19 protein-coding genes and 1 other RNA gene are annotated in these 20,058 nt (G+C 41.1%); 2 read left to right on the top strand and 18 right to left on the bottom strand.

The window, feature by feature from the left end; translation table 11 throughout:
- Nucleotides 1-190: 190 nt before the first annotated feature.
- Nucleotides 191-1,258 (top strand): aldose epimerase family protein, encoded by a 1,068-nt coding sequence (locus tag VUI23_RS03995; protein ID WP_342806938.1) that lies wholly within the window; start codon nucleotides 191-193, stop codon nucleotides 1,256-1,258.
- 47 nt (nucleotides 1,259-1,305) lie between these two features.
- Here VUI23_RS03995 and VUI23_RS03990 read toward each other — a convergent pair whose 3' ends face one another.
- Both VUI23_RS03990 and VUI23_RS03985 read right to left on the bottom strand, forming a co-directional pair.
- Nucleotides 1,306-2,085 (bottom strand): SapC family protein, encoded by a 780-nt coding sequence (locus tag VUI23_RS03990; RefSeq protein WP_342806936.1) that lies wholly within the window; start codon nucleotides 2,083-2,085, stop codon nucleotides 1,306-1,308.
- A 222-nt stretch (nucleotides 2,086-2,307) separates the two neighbouring features.
- Nucleotides 2,308-3,921: a glycerol-3-phosphate dehydrogenase/oxidase gene (locus VUI23_RS03985; RefSeq protein WP_342806934.1), complete on the bottom strand. Its 1,614-nt coding sequence runs from the start codon at nucleotides 3,919-3,921 to the stop codon at nucleotides 2,308-2,310.
- Nucleotides 3,922-4,428: 507 nt separating this feature from the next.
- Here VUI23_RS03985 and VUI23_RS03980 point away from each other — a divergent pair.
- Nucleotides 4,429-5,625, top strand: coding sequence for a dipeptidase (locus VUI23_RS03980; protein WP_216046950.1), 1,197 nt, complete (start codon nucleotides 4,429-4,431; stop codon nucleotides 5,623-5,625).
- On the opposite strand, the gene VUI23_RS03975 is transcribed toward VUI23_RS03980, so the two are convergent.
- The 16 genes from VUI23_RS03975 to VUI23_RS03900 form a co-directional block, all read right to left on the bottom strand.
- Complete coding sequence (locus tag VUI23_RS03975) at nucleotides 5,622-6,074, bottom strand: hypothetical protein (RefSeq protein WP_303500500.1); 453 nt, start codon at nucleotides 6,072-6,074, stop codon at nucleotides 5,622-5,624. The genes VUI23_RS03980 and VUI23_RS03975 overlap by 4 nt on opposite strands.
- A 307-nt stretch (nucleotides 6,075-6,381) precedes the next feature.
- The gene (locus VUI23_RS03970; RefSeq protein ID WP_342806932.1) at nucleotides 6,382-7,011 is read right to left on the bottom strand and encodes a hypothetical protein; all 630 of its coding nucleotides are present in this window, start codon (nucleotides 7,009-7,011) and stop codon (nucleotides 6,382-6,384) included.
- A gap of 287 nt (nucleotides 7,012-7,298) precedes the next feature.
- Complete coding sequence (locus tag VUI23_RS03965; protein WP_342806930.1) at nucleotides 7,299-7,760, bottom strand: DUF4190 domain-containing protein; 462 nt, start codon at nucleotides 7,758-7,760, stop codon at nucleotides 7,299-7,301.
- Between the two features lie 143 nt (nucleotides 7,761-7,903).
- Nucleotides 7,904-8,278: RNase P RNA component class A (rnpB, locus tag VUI23_RS03960), an RNA gene on the bottom strand.
- 329 nt (nucleotides 8,279-8,607) lie between these two features.
- Nucleotides 8,608-9,612, bottom strand: coding sequence for an AgmX/PglI C-terminal domain-containing protein (locus tag VUI23_RS03955; protein WP_216047533.1), 1,005 nt, complete (start codon nucleotides 9,610-9,612; stop codon nucleotides 8,608-8,610).
- Entirely contained in the window at nucleotides 9,609-10,139 is a 531-nt protein-coding gene (locus VUI23_RS03950; protein WP_342806928.1) for a biopolymer transporter ExbD, read from the bottom strand. The genes VUI23_RS03955 and VUI23_RS03950 overlap by 4 nt, the downstream gene beginning before the upstream one ends.
- 13 nt (nucleotides 10,140-10,152) lie before the next feature.
- A complete protein-coding gene (locus tag VUI23_RS03945; protein WP_216047535.1) occupies nucleotides 10,153-10,692 on the bottom strand; it encodes a biopolymer transporter ExbD in 540 nt (179 codons plus the stop codon).
- Nucleotides 10,693-10,698: 6 nt separating this feature from the next.
- Nucleotides 10,699-11,352 (bottom strand): MotA/TolQ/ExbB proton channel family protein, encoded by a 654-nt coding sequence (locus VUI23_RS03940; protein ID WP_216047536.1) that lies wholly within the window; start codon nucleotides 11,350-11,352, stop codon nucleotides 10,699-10,701.
- Nucleotides 11,353-11,475: 123 nt separating this feature from the next.
- Complete coding sequence (locus tag VUI23_RS03935; protein ID WP_342806926.1) at nucleotides 11,476-11,820, bottom strand: hypothetical protein; 345 nt, start codon at nucleotides 11,818-11,820, stop codon at nucleotides 11,476-11,478.
- The gene (locus tag VUI23_RS03930; protein ID WP_216047538.1) at nucleotides 11,817-12,632 is read right to left on the bottom strand and encodes a tetratricopeptide repeat protein; all 816 of its coding nucleotides are present in this window, start codon (nucleotides 12,630-12,632) and stop codon (nucleotides 11,817-11,819) included. Before VUI23_RS03930 ends, VUI23_RS03935 begins: the two co-directional genes overlap by 4 nt.
- Complete coding sequence (locus tag VUI23_RS03925) at nucleotides 12,619-15,564, bottom strand: tetratricopeptide repeat protein (protein WP_342806924.1); 2,946 nt, start codon at nucleotides 15,562-15,564, stop codon at nucleotides 12,619-12,621. The genes VUI23_RS03930 and VUI23_RS03925 overlap by 14 nt, the downstream gene beginning before the upstream one ends.
- Nucleotides 15,561-17,480: a hypothetical protein gene (locus VUI23_RS03920; RefSeq protein ID WP_342806922.1), complete on the bottom strand. Its 1,920-nt coding sequence runs from the start codon at nucleotides 17,478-17,480 to the stop codon at nucleotides 15,561-15,563. Before VUI23_RS03920 ends, VUI23_RS03925 begins: the two co-directional genes overlap by 4 nt.
- 51 nt (nucleotides 17,481-17,531) lie before the next feature.
- Complete coding sequence (locus VUI23_RS03915; protein WP_342806920.1) at nucleotides 17,532-18,068, bottom strand: hypothetical protein; 537 nt, start codon at nucleotides 18,066-18,068, stop codon at nucleotides 17,532-17,534.
- 8 nt (nucleotides 18,069-18,076) lie between these two features.
- Nucleotides 18,077-19,219, bottom strand: coding sequence for a DUF3570 domain-containing protein (locus tag VUI23_RS03910; protein ID WP_342806918.1), 1,143 nt, complete (start codon nucleotides 19,217-19,219; stop codon nucleotides 18,077-18,079).
- A gap of 13 nt (nucleotides 19,220-19,232) precedes the next feature.
- On the bottom strand, nucleotides 19,233-19,451 hold the full coding sequence (locus tag VUI23_RS03905; RefSeq protein WP_252728931.1) for a DUF4266 domain-containing protein: 219 nt from the start codon (nucleotides 19,449-19,451) through the stop codon (nucleotides 19,233-19,235).
- 83 nt (nucleotides 19,452-19,534) lie between these two features.
- On the bottom strand, nucleotides 19,535-20,047 hold the full coding sequence (locus tag VUI23_RS03900) for a TlpA disulfide reductase family protein (protein ID WP_342806916.1): 513 nt from the start codon (nucleotides 20,045-20,047) through the stop codon (nucleotides 19,535-19,537).
- Nucleotides 20,048-20,058 lie beyond the last annotated feature (11 nt).

Genomic DNA, 20,058 nt, shown 5'->3' with positions numbered 1-20,058 from the left:
ATTTCCTTCTTATTCTAAAAAACGCAAAATAATCATGAGGATAGTTTTTTTTATAATAAGCTAGGCGTCAACTTATATTAAGATACTCAGTATTACGCAGTTTATTGAGAATTTCGTGTCCCAATAGAATAGTGATTGGCTAACTGAGGCAAGCCGTTGATCAACCAACCTAAGCAGGGAGAGATGAAGTATGATCGATACAAATCAATTTGGAAAAATGCCCGATGGCCAAGTAGTAGATAGTTACATTTTGACCAACAAAAACGGTATGTCAGTTGAAATATTGACCTTAGGAGCAATTATTCGATCGTGGACATTAGCTACCGATCCCAACGTAGATATTGTTTTAGGCTTTGATAGTGTGGATGACTATTTATCTGATCAAAGTTATTTAGGCAGAACAGTAGGTCGCTATGCAAATCGAATCGAAAAAGGGCTATTTAAAATAGCTGAAAAGCAATACTCGGTCAGCACAAATTTACAAGGTAATTGCCTGCACGGTGGGGTTGACGGATTCCATAATCGAATTTGGTCAGTTAGTAATTTGCTTGAGCGTCCAGATCCAAGTATTACCTTGAGCTTAATAAGTGAAGATGGTGATCAAGGCTTTCCTGGAACCCTCACTGTAGATGTTATTTTCACACTCGATCAAGAAGACCGATTAACCATTGAATACCGTGGGCTTTGTAATCAAGATACTGTATTCAACCCCACTCAACATAGTTATTTTAATTTAGCTGGACATGACTCAGGGAGTATTTTTGATCAACAAATTACCCTATCTGCCAATTTTTACACGCCAGCAGATGAAAATGCGATTCCAACCGGAGAAATTAAATCAGTCGATAATACGGCTTTTGATTTACGTCAGCCAACTCCTTTTGGTAAAGCGATTAAACAGCAAGATGAAGAAATCAAAGCGGCCAGTGGTCTTGACCACAATTGGTGTGTGGATGGATTCTCACAAGATCAACAAAAACTGCAATTGGTCGCACAAGTGACTGAGCCAAAATCTGGCCGAACATTAGTGACGGAAACGACCATGCCGGGGGCACAAATTTATACTGGCAATTTTTTAGGTGAGAATACCCTAGGAAAAAATAACACTAAATACGCTGCCTATCATGGCTTTTGTATTGAATCCCAATTCTATCCGAACAGCCCCAATCAAGCGACTTTCCCAAGTGCGACTTTGCTAGCCAATACACCTTTCGTCTCGCGGACAAGTTACCAAGTTAAACAAAAAAGCCAACAGTAATTGTACTGTTGGCTTTTGTTTAGCTATATCAAAAACGTGATAACGTTTTACGCGCTTGGCGCTTCTTCTTTAACTGTCTCTTTTTTAGCATCGTCAACTAAACTTATTTGAATTGCGCGAATTGGCTTGTCGGTGTTCACTGACAATTGGGCTAAACGGTTTAGTTGAGTGAGTGATAACATTGCCGTGTAGATAGCTCCAAGAAAACCGCTGTTTTTCAATTCAATAATAATTTCGTCAGATAACTCATTCAGACGTTTTTCATTGATCGTGAAAATACCGGTAACAGCACGCTTTTCGCCACTAGCATATTGAACATTTAATTGCACAGCATCAAGCAAATCTAATTCAACGATCTTTTTAACAAAACGCTGAGTTGCCAATTCACTATTGGTAATTTCACCCAGAAGGTCTTGACGATTTTTCAAATAATCTGTTGGTTCGCCTTCTGCTGTGAACAAGCTTTCGCCTTCTTCTTCACCAACCAGAACACTGTTTTCGTCGATGTAAACGCCTAATTTGTCACCGTCAGGGCGCACATCAAAAGGATAGCGTTGAATATTCAAAGGCATAACATGACCTAACCATTTGTCATCTTTGAAATATAAATTAGTACCTTGCTCCAAACCTAACATAGCAATTGAATGGAAATTACCTGAAGGTTGATCCTTAATAAAGGCAATAGGCATACAACTGGCAATTTGAGCGAACTCACGTAAGGAAGCTGATGCTAAATGAGTCTCTTTGGCAAATTCAAAGTTATGCTGCGTCTTTACTTTTAGCGCGCTATGTTTATTTTTATCCAGTGGAATATAATTCGTTTTCATTACTTCTTGTTCTCTTTTAAATGATGCTCCGTGGGGAAAACACGACGGAGATTAAAATCACTTTCAAACACTTTACTTGCTCTTTGCACTGCCTGAGCGCTGTAAAATATAAGTCAGTTTGTGCCAGAAAGTGTGCAAGTATGTTTTATTTGGGCTGGGAAGTCACCACCCAAAAAGCTTAAATTAGAAATAGTTTGTTAAAAATTGTGCATACCAGCAAAATTATGCAGAATTAACGACTGTGGCAATATATTCTGCCAATTTAGCCTCAGCCTCATCGCCAAACAGAATTTCACATGCTTCTTTTAGCCCTGGGGCTTGCAAGATATCTTGCTGGGAGACAACTAAGGCTATTTTTGAGCGCCGCCGCAAAAAATCATCTAAGGTTGTTATCATCTCTCGATTAGCGGCATGTTCAACTTCAACCCGCAGATACTCGCTGTTTTCAATTAATAGCTTACCCATAGCAGGATTTTCACGAATGCTTTCCAGCATATTAATCGCGTTACGTCCGTACCTCCTCCAAAAACGTTGAGACAGAGGCTCGGAGGAACTTGCAGGTGTAAGCTCATCGAACCCCATCAGCTTAGCCCGATGGAAAAACTCGCGTTTTACGGCCTCTCCAGGTTCGCCGTACCATTTATAATCTTTGTAAGCTAATGGAATATTAAAGGACTCTATAAACTCACAGACTTCATCACCGACGTTAAGGCAATCTGTCAACTTACCACCAAATATAGATAAATAGTGATTGTCTTTATCAACATCAATTGCGTGTTTACGGGACAATTTAACCCAATCGGCTTTCCCTCCGCTTCCTTTGATAGCCAAAGGTCTTACTCCACATCGTTCTGCGATGATGTCATTTTTAGTCAGCGGTTTAGCTAGGGCCAATAGTTTATTAACGTTCGACAAGATAAATTCTCTATCTTGCTCAGAGACTTGCGTATTCGGACTGGGAACTTGTGTATCAGTGGTGCCAATACAGGTTTTGGGTCCCATGGGGATCACAAAAAACAATCGGCCATCATCAGCAAAAAACGTCAGCACTTTATGACTGTCAGTGATTTTGTCGACGATTAGGTGCACACCTTTGGAAAATACATGGTGGTGCTCCGTTGTTTGTTTATTCATTTGATTTATTTGGTCAACAAAAGGGCCTGTTGCGTTAATAATAGCCTTCGAGCGAATTTCTATCTTTTCGCCACTGATCTGATCGGTCACTTCACTTAACCATAATCCGTCGACTTTGCGGGAATGTTCTAGCCCTACATAGTTGGCGGCAATGCACCCATAACTCATGCTAGAGCGAACGAAATTGAACACAAACCTCGCATCATTATCATGTAAATAAGCATCTGAGTATTCAAATCCGCCTGATATATGCTCGGTATTGATAATACTTTCCATTTGTTTGATCTTTTCACAGGACAAATATTTAGGCATTTTTGTGAAAAAGCGCCCCATCAGCCAATATAAAAGGGTTCCCATATAAATGAATGCAGGTGAGAAACGAAATCCCCGTTGAATGCTGGTGAAAAAACGAATCTCTTGAACTGTGGATGGATAATGCCTCATTAAATGATTGCGGCTTTTACATAGTTTATTAACCAATCCAAATTCAAAGCTCTCAAGATACTTAATCCCCCCCCAAGCAAGATTGGATGAATTTGAACTCGTGGAACCAGCAAAGTCACCTTTATCGATTAACGCAACTTTGGCTCCTTTGGCCGACAACGCCGCTGCTGACACTGCGCCATTGATCCCGCCTCCCACAATAAGCACGTCGAAAGTATCTTGCGGAAGTTTTGCAATATTACTTTTACGTAAGTTCATGGTTTCGAGCCATATAAATAATATTCATTAATTCAATTTTCCCCCGCGGACAGGTTTATGAGTAAACCGTTGAGCATATTCAGTACAATGGTAGGCGATAAAAGACCAAAGTTGGAAACTATATTTAACAATCCTCAGGTCTTGCTTAGCCTATCACCTTGTTTTCAACTAAAAAATACGGGATAGTTTGTCGCAGCTTTAGATACCTCGGTGAGGCTTAAGTTAATCAGGCTTTAACACTCAACTTTTCCATCACTTTGTTAGTCACACTGATACATTGCGTACAGTTAACGTGATTTGCTGTATTGATAAGGTAAATCAAGCAATGAAGTTGCTTGGGGTTTAACTAGCCTTGGACGGAAACAACTAAAGCTGCAGACATTTAAGTAAATCCAAATAACCGTGCTACAGCGTTAAAAGAAGCACAAAAATTTATAACCACACGCTTTTGAAACAGCGCGTCTTTAGAACAATCGTCTAATCGTAAAATAATAAGGAACAGATAGTATGAAAAAGAGTTTATGGATTTGTATAGCGTTGGCATTGAGCGGTTGTGTCACTGCGTCTGATAGTGAATTTCATGCTTCAAAAAAAGCCACTGAACTGACTCAAAAATATATTTTAGTCGATGGTCACATTGATGTACCTTATCGTCTACAGCAAAAATGGGAAGATGTGACTGTCGCCACTGATTCTGGGGATTTCGATTACCCTAGAGCTAAAGCAGGCGGACTAAACGCTCCTTTTATGTCAATTTATATTCCAGCATCTTTAGATGACTCCCCAAAATCCACGGCCTTAGCTCACAAATTAATTGATTACGTTGAAGCCATCGTAGGTAGAGCCCCAGATAAGTTTGCCATAGCAAAATCACCAGCTGATGTTGAAAAACAATTTGCTCAAGGCTTAATCTCTTTGCCTATGGGTATGGAGAATGGTTCACCGCTGCAAGGAGACATGGAAAACCTGAAAACCTTCTATGACCGCGGTATCCGATATATCACCTTAGCCCATTCATTAGCCAATCACATTTCCGATTCTTCATACGATCTTCGCAAAAAATGGAAAGGCCTGAGCCCATTTGGTAAAGAACTGGTTGGCGAAATGAACAACATCGGAATTATGATAGATATTTCCCATGTCTCAGATGATGCCTTTTACCAAGTAATAGAGTTGAGTAAAGCGCCAGTTATTGCTTCCCATTCATCCTTGCGCCGCTTTACTCCGGGTTTTGAACGTAATATGACCGACGAAATGTTAGTGGCCTTGGCCGAAAACGGCGGTGTAGTCATGATCAATTTCGGTTCTACCTTTGTCGACCAAGTGTCCAGAGGTTGGCGCATCACTATGGGTGAAAAGCGTAAAGCCATTGAAGAGGAGTTTGGTGCAGACAGTGCTGAGTTAGAGAATTTTGAAGAACAGTATTTCAAAAACAATCCTTTCCCCTATGCCAATGTTGATACGGTCGTAGAGCACGTCGACCATGTTGTCAAATTGGTTGGCATTGATCATGTTGGTATTGGTTCAGATTACGATGGTGTTGGCGATTCATTGCCCATAGGTTTGAAAGATGTATCTGCTTATCCAAACTTAGTTCAAGGCCTATTGGATAAGGGTTATAGCGAATCTGATATTGCTAAAATACTCGGAACAAATTTACTTCGCGTTTGGCGTGAAGTAGAAGAGTACGCAGCTAAACATTAAAAATGAAATGAAGTAGAGTTAGTCAGTTCAGTATCGTGCTGAGTTTGCATATATACGTTCTGAACTAACTCTGCGTCACAACTGGCCCTGTGACGTCGACAATCCATGCTTTTAACTAAGTTCTCTTGGGTATCATGCCAAAGTTCCATTTGTTTTTCAGACAGAATATTTTCTAACGGACTAAATTTGAATTTCATGTGCTGTTTACCAGCACTAAAAAGTTTGATCAGCCAAGGGTAGTCCACCACCCAACCATCAGAATAAACGGTTTGACCTCTCAAAAGGTTATTCAAATCTTCGCATACTTGGGATGCAGCAGTACCTTTTTGCAGTAATACATCTCGAGAAATACCGTGTAGGTCCTCAGCTTCCTGTGTCCAATGATGCCAATCAGCTTCTGGTTGTATCAATCGACAATAGCGCTGAGACAAATAAGTCACAACGCCCACCTCAATTGGATAACTATGGCTCCCAAAACCACTGGCCTCTATATCGAGTATTGTCGGGATAATGGTCTTGTTGATATCAACCTCTGAATGAATTTTGGATAACCAATATGAATAAAGGTATATATTTTAACCAATCTACCCTACTTCTTTATTGATTAACAATTAGACTAAAGACTAAACAGCATTTTATTCGAATAAAATGTCGCAAACATTAATATAAATCAAAAATGCCCGCATCGACATAAATTCAATGACAAAGATAACGAAAAGCGGATTAATGAATATCAGTGCTGGTTTTTAAAAGTATTTAGTTTTCAGAGGTAGAATACTTTTTAGTTAGTATATCGGTATGACCGTGAGAGGCAAAATCCCCACCTGTTGCAGTCACAGTGAGTTCATTTACATTGTTGACTACGTCTCTAGCTTCTTTTAAATAATCAATAAGTGTCTCTTCTGGCATATTTTCTTGCTGATAAACTGCCGCTTGCTCTTTAGCTTTACCCCATTCAACAAATTGCGATAATTTTGAAGTTTGTTGTACTAAGTCGTTTAGTCGACTATCGCGATCAAGATAACGTTGTAATGATTCTGCCGATGGACCGTCCCCTATAACGGTTAATTTTTCATCCTCAACGCTAATTTTAAGGCTGTTTATGCCGTCATACTGGGCAGATAGCTGTTCAATTTCTTTGTTTAATCTGTTCTGATTAAACTCAAAATAATTTTCGACAGTATTCAAGTCTAAGTCGATTTCACCTTTTTCAAGTAACTTTAAGGTTTCTTCAAAATCTTGATTAGCTAAGCCAGTGTTTAAAACCGCTAAACCACCTTTAATATCTTGTTTATTAGCTTGGGCAATATTTTCAAGATCTTGATTCGATTGGGTTTGATTACCAATATAATCAAATAAAGAGAGTGGTTGGGAATATACTTGCATATCAATGGTCAATTCAAAACAGATGATTATGCGAATTAATTAGCAGAATGTGTGCCAACAGTGATAACCATCACAGGCACTACAAATATCTGTTCGGACGTATTGAGCACAATAAGAAACAACTAAACAATCTTTAATTTATCTAATAAATTCAGACAGTTAGCCAACAATCATAAAAACACAATCAGATTAAATAATAATAACTGTTTGACAGCTATTTGGATGGCTCAATTATGTATCCTGATAAAACGGCAACAATAGGGTCGTATGGCGAAATATTGCCTTTTTCAATATCCACTACCTGATTGTGCGGCAAGGATAATAAAGAAAATAATATTAATAATGATACCGATATATCCTAACCATAACCCCCACAGAGCCATTTTGTTACCTATCAATTTACCATGACTGTGACGTATTTTAGAGCGAGCTATGTGACCAAAGATCACCGCCAATAAAGAGCTAATGAAAATTAGACTAAGGATACCAAACAGTAAAGACGCCACTGCACATTTTGATCGTTTAACTGCATTTTCGGCGTCTGATGCTAGTACGATTGCATTTGGTGCTTTATAAAGTGCCTTGATTTCTTTCGCTTTTCCCAAGTGCGCACTAAATTCAACATGTTGTCCAGGACGAGCCGACTGACTGTATTTCCATTCATCCATACTAAAGGTAAAACGTTTATTTTCGGCGCAGATCACACCTTGTTTAGAGTCTGGCTGAAAATCGAGAATAGTTCCTTTCATTTACGTTCCTAATATAAAGCGAATTAATAATACAGGTGCCGACATAAACCCATTTAACTGAATTTACCCCATTCATTTTAATAACTCTATAATTTTTATGTACTTAGAAGGTTTATTTAAGGAAAAACAAATAAAGCGGGAAAAGTTAGAGCTGGTCATTAAGCCGGGTTCTGTATTTCTCAAAGAGATTAACAATCATTCATCTAGGCCAGCAATCGCTCACTGGCTCAAGCAACCTACCCGGTTCCGATGCGGGCCGCACCATAAGGAACCCTATTTGGTCTTGCTCCGGGTGGAGTTTACCTTGCAACCAACTGTTACCAGTGGCCCGGTGCGCTCTTACCGCACCCTTTCACCCTTACCGGCGCTTACGCGCTTAGGCGGTATCCTCTCTGCTGCACTTGTCGTCGGCTCACGCCGCCCAGACGTTATCTGGCACCCTGCCCGTTGGAGCCCGGACTTTCCTCCCCTTTGAAAACCTAAAAGGTAACAAAGCGGCGATTGTCTTGACCAGCTCTGGCGCGCAGTTTACGTTGATTGCTGATTAGATACAATATTTTGTCGCCGGTAAAAAAAGCGTTGTGGAATTTGATGTTCGCCACGGGCTAAGGCCCGTGCTACAGACATTAGTAGCGCGGCATTTATGCCGTGGATTGGTTGAATTGGTCACCACGGGCCAAAACCCGTGCTACAAACATTAGCAGCACGGCATTTATGCCGTGGATAGGTTGAATTGTTTACCGCGAGCTAAAGCCCGTGCTACAGACATTAGTAGCGCGGCATTTATGCCGTGGATTGGTTGAATTGGTCACCACGGGCCAAAGCCCGTGCTACAGGATATTGAGAATTAAAATGGGAAAAAGTCTAAGGAGTAATCCAAAATCGTAGCGGTTACTTGATCAGCACCAAAGTTCATCAATCGAATCCGATTAAGTAACTTTTCTTCCAACTCTGGAAAGTCCAATTCACTAGATACCAGTTTTACTTTGGTTACAGAACCATCAGGGGCGATTTCGAGGTTAACCGTAATTTTTCCCTGTAAACTGGGATCATCTCTTAAAGCTCGACGATAAATGGTGTACAAGGCACCTTTGTTGACATCAAAACCTTTACGAATCGATTCAATATCTCGACTGCCTAGCACAGTATCTTCGGTGACTAGCTCTTTAGCAGCAAGAGACGCTAAACCTTCATTGGGGGCATCAAATTCTGTGGTTTTACGGCCAGCTAATTGGCCTCTTGCTCCCACGTCAGTTGATAAATCGCTGGTGTTTAAACCGCCACTTTTATCTGCCACTTTTTTGCCCACAAAAGCACGTTGCTGTTCATTAGTTTTGCCTGCACCTTTGATCATTTCGGTATCCGCCAAATTATTTATATTGGCTTGCTCACGCATACTGTTCAAATCATCGGTAAATTGTAGCAAACCGCTTTGACTGGCTTTTTCCCTAGCTTGGTTGGCTAATTCTGCGTCAGTTGGTTTTTTCACCTCGACTTTAGGTTGCGGTTTTTCTTTCGGTTTTTCTGCCTTTTTTTCTGGCTTTGGTGGCTTGGGCGGTTCTTTTGGCTGCTCTTTTTTAACCTCAGGAATCTCTTCCGGAATGGGTTTAGGCGGCTCTATAGGTTTAGGTGGTTCAACTTTTTGAGCCTCGATAATTCTAGTCAACTGGGGCGGAACCCGCTCCTTTTCTTCTCGGGTTTGCTCTGGTAACTGCTGCAATTTAACGATTAGGGCCAGCATAAAGGTAATCGCTAAAACCCCAATGGTTAATTTGCTGAAAAATTTGTTTTCCTGCTCACTAGAAGACCAGGGCAACTGGCTTCTAAACTGATAATGACTTAGGGAACTCATTTATCCCCCTCAGCTGGTAGTTGTTGCTCTACCGCAAGAGATATATTGGTATAGCCCGCTTGCGCGCAAGTTTGCATTATTTTTTTAAGTAAACTGTAAGGAATGGCCTGATCACCCATTATGGTAATCGCTCGAGCAATCTCATTTGGATCTTGTTCTTCACTGCTGTCAACCGCAATAATTTTTGTGCGACTTTTTTGATAGGCTAGCTCTTTTTCGAGTGCAGGAATGATCTCATCAGATTGTGACATCACCTGAGCAACGTCAGCCATTTTTTGACCTTGCAGTAAAATATGCTTGGCATTTACCAGCAAAACTAAGGTTTCTTGGGCTGCCGTATCGGCTGTAGATTCTGGCAATTTAACACTTTTATCAGTTTGTAAAACCTGCACATCTGATGCATTAAACATTAAGAAAAATACCAGAATCGTAAAAATATCCATTAACGATACCAAACTTAGTTTGGACGTTTGTGCCATGCGCTTGTGATGTCTCTCCATGCGAGAGGCGCGTACTGATTTTTTCATCGCTAATCCTCTGCTATGGGGTTTGGTTCGATTGGTTAGAAACGTCTTCTAGTGGCGCATCACCCAATGAAATTTGTGGAAACAATTCAGCTTGAACCACAGATGCCACTACGACGTCTTCATATGAACGGGTGGTATCCATTAATGCCACTATGACCTGATAAGGTATGTCATGTTCTAGCAACAATGTGGCTTGGTTCTTTTCCAATTCTTGATTTTTGAGCGTTTGTTTAATTTGTTTTAACACATATTGCAGCGCTTCATAATCATACTCTTGATCCAAGTTTGGAATCGATTTAACTAAATACCCTTGGGGATAAAAAACTTCGAGACCTGAGTGACGCACGATAATTTCCAACTGTTTGTCTTCTTCATCCAAATCAGTTTGCTCTGAGGCTTCACCAAGTTCTGGTAACGTCAGTTCTAAAACGGTGATTCGAGAAAACACCATCATCATCAGTAACACAGGCACTAAAACTATCATCAAATTCATAAATGAAGTGATATCTAATTCCGCATCCTGCTTTTGCAGACGTTTTTTTCTGCCCAACATATGGAATTAATCCGTGTTACGTGAACGGGTAGAAATTGCCTGGCGTCCCATCAAGGTGTTTAAACACTTCACCCCAGCCATTTCCATACTATCAATAATCTCAGTGGTTTTAGTTTGCAATATAGAATGACAAGCCAACAGCGGAATAGCCGCTATCAAGCCAAATGCAGTTGTATTCATGGCCACAGAGATACTTTGTGAAAGTAAGCTAGCCTTTTCTGATGGATCGGCAGTTGCAACGGCTGAAAATGCAGCGATAAGACCAATAATAGTCCCTAACAAGCCTAACAAAGTAGATATATTTGCCAATGTAGCTAGGTAAGCTGTGCGCTTCTCTAAACGCGGCGTCGTCTCCATCAAGCCCTCTTCCATGGCGTATTCAATATCTTCACGGCGTTGGCTCAACGACATTCTGGCGATACCGGCGCCAATGATGCGACTGATGGGCGCTTTATTCGTTTTGCCAAAATTCAAAATGCCTTCATAGTTGGCAGATTCCAACATAGGTTCGATTAACTTGAATGCTTTTTGATTGGTTTTTTTTGCCTTGCTTAAAAACACGTAGCGCTCAATTGCGATAGCGACTCCTAATGCCAGAACCACAGCAATGGGAAACATAAAGGAACCACCTTCTTGAAAGAAGCGAACTATAATATCCATAAAATTACCTTAATTTTGCAATACCGACAGTCTACGCATTACTGTCTGTTTTTAGCGTATGTGATTATCCACACAGTTAATCATTTTAATAACTTACTACTCGGCTGTTAGCCAGTTATTGTTTTATTTTTTACCCGTAGCGCGTTCAAAGTGTTCCACTTTGCGGGTGAACTCTTCACGATCTAACGGCATAAAGTCTTGTTCTATTCGTTTTACAAAAGGGCTCGGTAGGGATGCCTTATCTCGCGGAGGTTGCCAAGGCACAATTGATAACACTCTTGGCTGTTCCCTATTACCTCGAATTGTATCTTGGATCAGTATTTTTCCGTTTACCTCAGTGACTATTTGATTGGATTTTGTCTCGTCTTGATTAGTATCTAAGGGTTGCTGCTCAGATTGCGCAAACACACTAACAGAACTGAACAAAGTAATGAATGAGAAGCTTAACATTTTGCGTCTAATTTTCATTTGTTAACTCCATTTTGAGATTTTGCAATCTGCCGCTGTAAATCAGCTATCCAGCCCCTAACTTGTCGTTTAGGCTTGTCCTGTAACCCTTGATAAAGCTCGTAGTTTTCAAGTGCTAGTTGCTTTTTACCCAGATACAAATCATACAATATTCCCAAGTTTAAATAGGCATTGTCATAAGCAGGATAACTGCTAATAGCATATTGATAATGCTGTTCAGCTAGCTCAAACTCGCCCATTTCTCGGAATACTTTGGCTAAACGATTATGCGCAAAATAATTATGTTGGTTCAAGCCAAGGGCCGTTTCATAATCCGCCTTAGCAGCAACTAAATAGGCTTTTTTTTGTTCTTCGTGGTTATTCTCGGTGTCTGCAAATTGTTGCATTTTCAGATCACCTAACTGTACCCAGGGACCGGATAATGTGGGTTCTTGGCTAATCAATTTTTGCAATAACTGGTTGGCCTGTTTGAGGTTTCCCGCCTGCTTCGCGGCAAGGGCTTGGTCAAATTGGTATTTAACTGACGCTTTTACCGCAGTAGAGCCTGACAAATATAAATTTGGTTGGGATTTTAATGCTAAAATCTTGACCTGCATGGGATCCAAAGGGGCAACTTCTGGGGTTATAGCATTGCTATTAGTTTGTTGCTCACTCAACGTTTCTTGAGACGCAGATTCAGAGGTCGATGGCGAGCTAAAAAGACTGTCCATACTGGCACAACCAGGTAACAACACAATCAAGCCCAATAGTGCATAAAAACAGCCAACAGAATGCCAAAATTTGTTCGTTACCTGCGCGTTAGAAAATCGCATTGGTGGCCTCCGATAACTGTTCTTGTTTGTTATAACGGCCAGGTAACAGTTTACGCAACGCATCGAAGCTTTCCTTCACCCAGCGATCGTATACCCCTTGCCAAGTGCGCTGAATATTCGCTTCATGGATACCAATAGCCTGCTCTTCAAACGGATAGGCTTGTTCTTCAAGAAGAATATTATATTGCTCCAATTCCAACTCAGACAAGCCTTTAGGTCGCTCAGAGTCCATTAGGTCCCGGGCTAACTGTCCATATATTTCACCAATTTTAAAATTAGCCACTGTACTAAATTCAGCGATTTTGTATTCCAGTGTTGCATTTAAAGAATCGAGCGCTTTATCTAATACTTGGCGTTTTTTAGTTAAACTCTTGTTCAAGGGCAAGGATAACTTGACGCGGTTGAACGCCTGTACGTCATCCTCAGCAAAGACCATAGAAGCCATTGCTGCAAGATAGCGTGAACGGTCTGTGCGGGCTTCACTCGCTTGCCCATCACCTTGAATTAGCTTTTTGAGCCAAAATCGTCGTTTCGCCTGTTCGTTGCTTTGCGCATAAAACTCACTCATTTGAAAACGTGCTTCAGTGACTTGGTTAAATGGCAGCGGATAACGATGAGCATAGGTGCGATAACTATCAAGTGCAGCATCCCGTTGCTCGGCCTTGAGATAATATTGGGCAGCAATATACAGAGCTTCGCGACCTTCTTCTGAATCTGGATTGGCTTGCCACAATTGTTTCAATTCGTTAGCGGCAGGCAACCAGTTTTGGTTTTGTTGATAGGCAAATATCAGTTTATCTTGTATGTTTTCAGCCAACGAATGGGCTGCAAAACGTACTCTGAAGTCTTCTAACAACCCTATTGCTTCTGGCCACTGCTTCAATTCCATCAAATAGGTTGCCGCATCATATTGTGCGTTGACACGAGCGCTACTGGTAGGAGCCTTGGCAATGACTCTCAAAAAGTCTTCGATTGCTAAGGCGACATATTGTTTTGCGAGATTCCCTTCCGCCTGTTTATAAATACTGGCGGCCAATCGTTCAAGCATGTCCTTATAAAGAGGGTCATCTTGGTTTAATTCAGCCAAAATTTGTTCGTAACTCAATTCAGCTCGTTGATATTGTTGCAGCGCAAACTCACTATGGGCAATCACTAATTGACCGGCCATTTTTCGTTCCTCACTGACCTCTGGCTGCCAAGACAAAACAACTTCTGCGCTTTTGATTGCTGGTAAATAACGTTGTAAATCAAATAGCTGCTGCATGGTGTCATACTGCACATCCACGGCTCTAGGATCATCACTAAATCGACTGACAAATTGTTGTTGGCTAGCAAGTTGTTCATCCTGCCAGTGTTGTTGCGCGGCAACATCAGTCAAGGTTTCTCGTAGAGCCTTAAATGATAAAATCGCCGCATAACCTGCTTCTGCAGCTCTGGGTTCATTAAGATATTCATAAGCATATCTTTCATAGGCGGTGATGGCTTGTTGATAATTTTGAGCTTCAAATAAGCTTTCTGCCAAATTGAAGGTAATTTGCGGAGTTAAGTCATCGTGAGGAAAGGTTTCAATAAACTCGCGGTACAAACTAGCCGCCTGAGCGTAAGCAATTTGTGCTTTTTGACGATTGTCATCTACCTTATCTAACTGCTCTTCCGTTGGTTGATTGGCGGCCTTGGTTAACAATTGCGCTTTACTATGTTCGTACTGCGCAAGTTCTTGAATATAAGCTTTCAAGAAAGGTTTTACTTCTTCTTGAATCAGTTGTCCCCAATCTTGCCAAAATGGTCCGTTAATACCGTATTGGTCAACAAAATCTTGTTTGGCCGGTAATACGAATGTTGGGAATTTACCAATAATGTATGCATCAATTTGTTTTACCGCAAACACCGGCGCTTGATTATGCTCTGGATGAACGTCAGTAAAACCTCGATACACTAAAGCACTATCTCTAAAGCGATCTTCGTTTAAAAATTGTTGGCCTAAACGGTCATAAACTAAATTTTCGTAATGGCGTTCGCCTACTTGCTGATAGAAAGCTTTAATACTTTGCTCAGCGCCTTGATATGAAAACAGCAGCGCCATGATACGAATACTATCGTTGACTAGCCGCTTTTCTCCAACCGGCAATTTTTCTAATTGCTGTTCAGCATTCAATTGTCTCAACATCTGAAAATCTATCACGCTATTGGGTAATTTTTGATCCAGTAGTTGAGTAAAGGCCAATAACGCGTCTTGATAAAGTTCGACTTTAAAATAGCTCCAGCCCAACATATAGGCAGCGGTCATGAAGTAGTCAGTATAAGGGCCTTGCTCGAGCACGGTCTGATAAGCCTGAATAGCCGCACTGTAATCTTTATTGTTGAATAGAATTTCACCGCGTCTGAACTGCAATTCAGCTAAATAAAGGGTGTGAGGGTATTTACTTAAAAGCCTATCTATTACTTGCAAACTCTGCTGCGACTCACCTTGCAAATCATGGGCCTTGGCTAATTGATAAAGAACCTCTGCATTTTCCTTTTGTTCAGGATGACGTTCCAAAATTGATTGATATTGGGCAATTGCAAGGTCATAAACCCCCCTATCCATGGGAGCGGAACCAACCTCTTGCTGTTGCTCAGCGAGCAATACTTCTAAATCCGCCAGACGATATTGTACGATTTTTATGGTTTCTTGATCCTCGACGATATCCAGTAAACTCACGTACGCATCGCGCAATGTCTTTAGTCCCTGATCGGGCAAGGGGTCATGATTCAAAGTCACAGGCTCAAAGTAGAATTCTCCCAGCGTTTTACGTTTTTCCACAGAATTGACCGCTGGTGGTTCGTCAAACATGCCTGCACACGCGAGCAAATAAAAAGTACTGATAAGCAAGACTAACGAACGAAGCGTACGGACTGAAAATAGTCGTGAAAAATAAACAGGTTGGCTCATTGTTTTGCCCCCTGTTTGTCAGCTTCGGCTTTTCTATAGGCTTTATCGTTAAGTCTTACTACGGCTAACTGGGCCTGTAACTCATAACTTTCCAATTGCGCAATTTGTTGGTTTATTTGTTCCACAAATAACAAATTTAAACTTGCCAACTGTTGGCTTTGTATAGATTGATTGCGTCGCTGCTGCACCTCAAGATTTTCTTGTAGTTGTGCGATCCGTTGTCGCTGCGCAGGGTATTCAGGTGTCTGATTTAGTCGAGCGATGAGTTGTGCTTGCTGTTGTGCGGTTTGCGCAATCAATTCATCCAATTCGTTTAACAATTTCTGTGCTTGCCAACGTCTTTTAGAGTAAGACTCAGAAGCATTCCAAATCATTATTCCTTCTAACCGTTTTAGACGGTCTGCATAGAGAGGTTTCAAAGGTTTTTTATTCAACGTTAACCAAGCATCACTAACATCTTTATGTCGTTGCTGAGCGCGTTCAAGTCGTGCTTGCCAATCCAACTCTTGCTGCTCGGCTAATATTTTGGGCTCAGTTGAAGATTGTACTAACTTCGCCTGCAGCGAATCTCGTAACATTTGGTATTGTTGCAATTTAGACAATAAATCGTTTTGTTTAAGGGCCTGCTGTCGTGACTGCGCTTCTTGTTGACGCTCATCCAACATTAGACTGAATGTATCAAGCTGCTGTTGCCAGCGTTCAAACCGCGCTTGCAGAGTTAAACTCTCTTCCAGCCAAGCTATTTTATTCCGAAATGCGCTACTGAGCATTATCGATGATAAATGGGCAGGTATTTGCAGTGACCAATCCTTGGTCTTCGCCAATTGAATAAAATATTGGTCGTCAATTTCCTGTTGATGGGCACGTAATAAATCTTTTTCTAGGGCAAAGCGTTTTAATCCTCGCTGTAAATTATCCAATGCTTGAGTCGGTGCAAATGCCTGTTCAAACGCATAGGCTGAAGCCAAATACGATTCCATTACATATTCGTTGCTGCGCGGTTGTTGTTGTAAACGTTGCCAAGCCGATAAAGCGATTTGATATTCTTCTCTTTGCGCGGCAGCCCAACCATAACCAAGTAATGCTGAGTCAGAATCTAAACTATCAAGTCGAACTCGATTAAAGGCGTCTAATGCATTTAATGCTTGCTGATTTTTAAGATGGGCATAGCCAATTGTTAGATTAGCTCGGTCTCGCAGTGCATCGGTTTCAGTTTGGTCGACTACGGTTAACGGTGACCACCATCCACCTAGCAAGTCGTCCAAAAAACTGCTATCGGATAAGCCAATTTGTTCTAAGGTTTCAATCCCTTGCACATACTGATTAGATTGTAGTTGATGCAAACCTTGATTATAAATCACGTATTGGCGAAAAACCGAATCATCAGATAATTCATTTAACCAATAGCTGTTGTCCCGAGCCACAGTAATAGATTGGCTGGTCTGCCAATTGAACAGCTGACTTTGCATATATAACCATTGGTCTTTGTCTTGTGTTTGTAGATATTGGTCAGCATTATCTATATTGATCTTATTCAAAATAGTCGATGCAGCTTGGTATTGCTGCTTTTCAAACAATGATTTACCTAACAAAAACCAAGCTTGAGTTTGTGTCTCCAAGGTTGCGGCTTTAGTCAATAACTGATTAAAAATCTCAGCCGCTTGGTCATCTAGGCCATAAGCTAAGCTAATGCCACCTTTGAGTAGCTGCGGATCGACTCCTGGCTGGGTAATTTTTGATAACGAGTCGGGACAGGCTTGTTGGAGTATCTCAAATTGGGTTAAGGCTTGATAAAAGTCGTGTTGGAAGTAGAAATACAAAATTTCTTGATATGCTTTATCGACTAAGACGGTGTCACATTTTTGTGCCGACAAAACCGGTCCACCGAGCATCAGCCAGGCGAACACTGACAACATTGAATTTCGTAGGATTAAAAACTTTTTAACCATTGAACAAAATTCCAATCACTAAAGTTCTACCACTGTGAACTCAGGTTGCTGCTTCCCAGTTTGGTCATTAATATTGAGCTCCAACGCTTTGGCATCGGAGTCTTTAGTGAAGGTTAAGCTAGTCGCTCTTTTAAATTCACGCCCTTGTGGACCCAAGCCAATAAAAAACGCACTAATCTGATGTTCCCCTTGTGCTAAATTGCCAATATGTAAGCGTTGCACACCACCACGGTAGAGCGCATCGACTTGACGGTCTGTGTAGAGGTATTCGGTTACGACTTTGTCGTCAATTTTCAACTCCACCGCATCTAACTTGAAGTAAGTACCTACATCCACGGAAAGGTACACCACAACTTGAGTGCTTGATGGGAAAAGCAAATCTTCCTCAAGTACAAACAAATCTCGATTAAGCGCAATCACCTCTTTTCTTAATTGTTGTAATTGCTTTGCAACCGTCTGTTGTTCAGTGACATCTGATTGCTGCGCATTGCCTTGAAATGCAATCGAGAACAACAAAATAGTCAGCATAAAAGTGCGTAAAGTCATCAGTTTCATCTCGTTCCCTAATACCAAAACGACACAAATAAGCGTGTCACATTGGCAGAAAATTCAAATAAAGGCTCTTCACCAACAGGTGCATCGGCCAAAACATTTCTAAAGTCATCATACTGGAAGCGCAGATGGTCTAATTCGTAATTTATCGTACCTTTTTTCACCCAAGAACTCTGAGAAAATCGGTATTCATAGGTGACACTCAAACCAACAGAGGTATTTTTAAATGAGCTCATTTCTTTGTCACGGGCACGAAAATTAAATTCAGCGCTGCGAGCAAATAGATCTTGATAAAAATCGGCATTACCTTGTTGATATTGCCTAACCCGTAAATCCAAAATCCAATTGTCACCAAAGGTATGGATATAACCAATTTTGTAACTATTGGCATCTATTCCCCAAGTATCTGAAAAGACTCTCGCTTCACCATAAATGCTGGCTCGATAAGGTAAATAGTAATTCAGATTGATTGCGGCGGCGTTACTGGTACGGGTATTTGGATAAACTTCCGTTTCGAAACGATATCCCCGATCGGCGGTCGGATCAACATAACGCACTGCACGATAGGGATTATTTAAGTAACCTTCGTCTGAAATGTTTTCGAAGTTGATACCAACAATCATATTTTTTGTGAGTACTTGGGTTATACCGAATTGAAATTGTTGACGTTCAGCTTCTTCAAGAAAATTGTCATCACCGCGTTTGCCCACTTCATCCCAACCTTTTGAATAACCCATGCTTAAGGTGGTTAAGTCGCCGAAAAAATCTTGAGAAATACCAAAATGCACCGACCGCGCTTCAAAATCGTTTTCGGAACTGCTGGTAAAGTTTAGATTCATTAAGGTTTTATTGTGAAGGAAATCAACCCCCACGCTATGTTCTGTACGCTCTTCTTCGTAAGGACTGGCAGTGGCTAATACATCGATGGATGCGCCGGAAATCATGTCTACATAGTAGTTTGCTGAAACCGACACTTTATTACCGATTTGTTTGCGCACCAACACCGATGGGCCATCAATGGACATACCATCGCCTTCATAGGAGTGATACATCACATCAGCACGTTCTTGCGGTAAAACTGCTGCGTAACTGGTACTAGAAACCATCAACAACAATGGCATTAGGATGTAAATAACCAGCATGGGGTTGTTCATATTAGTGTTCACCCTAGTTGCACCCACAACCACCGCCAGCACCGCCTTCCGCACCACGAGCACCTTCGCGCGCTTGGAACGCATGCATTGTATAACTAAAAGATACAGGATTGCGATTTGCACTCATAATTGGGTCAGCCAAATTGTCGCGTTCATAGGGCTTCACCCATGGCTCAATGGAAGTTGCACAGCCGCTGACAAACAGCACGCTGGTGAAAATCAAGCCACCCATACTGTATCGAAGCAGTTGTTTTTTCATCATCAATCCTTGTGTATTTTATTTTTTAAAATCTAGCCAATTATAAAAGTAAGTGCTTACTCTCGAAGTAGCGCTTTAACGACTTTCTCATACTTAGCTTCGTCACCGCTTTTATAACCGTAATGGGTTAAACGTTTATTACCATCACGGTCGATTATCACAGTCGTTGGCATTGCTCTTACATCATAAAGCTTGCTCACTTGATCCTGATTATCGAACAAGACCGGAAAGCTAACGGGAATGTCATTGAGCAAGTTATTCGCTTTTTCAGGGTACTCATCAACATTCACGGCTAAAATGGTAAAACCAAGATCTTCATATTCTTTTTGCATAGCATCAAAATGCGGTAACTCTTCACGGCAAGGAGCACACCAAGAAGCCCAAAAATTGACTATGACCACATTGCCCTGCTGCTCTTCAAGTCGCAAATTTTCACCGCTATTACTTTTCAAGGTGAAATCTGGCGCTGATTGCAACTCGGCAGCTCCTGCGGTAAAGGCTGTTAGTATGGTTAAAGACATCACAGCGATAAACAATAAAACAAAGTTAGATAAAGGTTTTGAATTCATGACAATACTCC

The sequence above is a fragment of the Alteromonas sp. M12 genome (genome assembly GCF_037478005.1).
GTDB lineage: Bacteria > Pseudomonadota > Gammaproteobacteria > Enterobacterales > Alteromonadaceae > Aliiglaciecola > Aliiglaciecola lipolytica_A.
Note: the sequence above shows the minus strand (reverse complement) of the source record. Positions and strands in the feature narration are given on the sequence as shown.